This window comes from Flavobacterium sp., from assembly GCF_049590715.1.
In the GTDB taxonomy this organism is placed as follows: Bacteria; Bacteroidota; Bacteroidia; order Flavobacteriales; family Flavobacteriaceae; genus Flavobacterium.
Map to the genome: position 1 here is coordinate 1 of NZ_JBAWDL010000194.1, position 1,654 is coordinate 1,654.

Consider the following 1,654-nt stretch of genomic DNA (forward strand, 5'->3'; position numbering starts at 1 on the left):
TGTCTTGTTTGATTCTAAAAGAATCATATTCTTGATGTGCTTTTTCGACTGCTTTTTCATGTGATATTTTACCAGCATTTGGTAAAATATCCAAACTGTTACTATCTAAAAATTTATTGGTGCGTTCTAACCAATCTTTCATCAATAAGACTGTATTACGTCGTGCTTGAAATTCAGCTAAATCCAAAAAAGCACTTACTAAAAGACTTAAATCTCCTATTTCAGGTTGGGATAAGTAATTCTTAGCGATAGAAACATCGCTTTTTAATATTTTTCCTTTTGGAGCATTTTTCCATGTTGAAAGTCCCATAAAGTCTTTATTTCTATCAGCTCTATCATAAATGATTTCAGCAGCTGTTTTTCCAGTGATGGCATAATGCAATTTGTTTTGAATCATCTTGTAAAACAGTTTTGTTTCTTCGGAATTTACAGTATAATCAGCACTGCATTGTTCAAATACATCTCCTAATTTTTGATACATCCTTCGTTCACTAGATCGAATTTCTCGAATTCTTTCCAATAATTCATCAAAATAATCTTTTCCAAAAGGTTTGCCATTTTTGAGCATTTCGTCATTCATAACAAAACCTTTGGTAATATATTCCTTTAATGTTTGGGTCGCCCAAATTCTAAATTGTGTAGCTTGTTTTGAGTTTACTCTATATCCAACAGCAATTATTGCATCTAAATTGTAAAATTCAACCTGTCGTTTTACTTGTCTTTTACCTTCTTGTTGAACTGTTTCCAAAATGGAAATAGTTCCCTTTTTGTCAAGTTCATTAGAATCATAAATGTTAGATAAATGTTTACTAATAGCAGGGGTTTCAACTCCAAATAGTTGCGCAATTAATTTTTGGGTTAACCAAAAAGTATCATTTAAATAAGTTACCGTAACGGTTACTTTGCCTTCAGGACTATTATAAAACAGTATTTGATTTTTCATTTGATGATAAGTTACCGTTAAAAATATAAATTTATTCTGTCATAAAAAAAAATGCGTCCCAAAATTTCAGGACGCATTTAAAATATGTTTTAATGGATAATTAGTGTTTTTCAATCCACAATCGAGCATTAACAAAAGCTTCTAGCCATGGCGTTACTTCGTCGTTTCTATCTGCTGGGTAGTTTGCCCAGTTCCATTGGAAGGTAGAACGCTCAATGTGTGGCATCATAACCAAGTGGCGACCTGTAGTATCACATAACATTGCTGTGTTGTAATCAGATCCGTTAGGGTTTGCTGGATAGCTGTCATAACCGTATTTTGCTACAATGTTGTAGTTCGCTTCAGCTTCAGGTAAATTAAATTTTCCTTCACCATGCGATACCCAAACTCCTAAAGTACTTCCTGCTAATGTAGATAACATCACCGATTTGTTCTCTTGAATCGTTACTGATGTAAAGATACTTTCGTGTTTATAACTGTCGTTGTGAAGCATTTTCCCGTGTACTTCGTGCTCAGGATTGATTTTTTCTAATTCCATCAATAACTGACAACCATTACAGATTCCGACAGATAAAGTGTCTTCTCTTTTGAAGAAATTATCTAAGGCTGTTTTTGCTTTTTCGTTGTACAAGAAAGCTCCCGCCCAACCTTTAGCAGAACCCAATACATCCGAGTTAGAGAATCCTCCAACCGCACCAATGAATTGTACAT

General features: G+C 33.8%; 2 protein-coding genes. Both read right to left on the reverse strand.

The features are described from left to right. Positions 1 to 943, reverse strand: a 943-nt coding sequence (locus WBQ70_RS08765; RefSeq protein WP_423913016.1) for a virulence RhuM family protein, incomplete at its 3' end; no start/stop codon positions are given. A gap of 100 nt (positions 944 to 1,043) precedes the next feature. Continuing rightward, on the reverse strand, positions 1,044 to 1,654 hold a 611-nt coding region (locus WBQ70_RS08770; RefSeq protein ID WP_423913018.1), incomplete at its 5' end, for a phosphoribosylformylglycinamidine synthase subunit PurQ.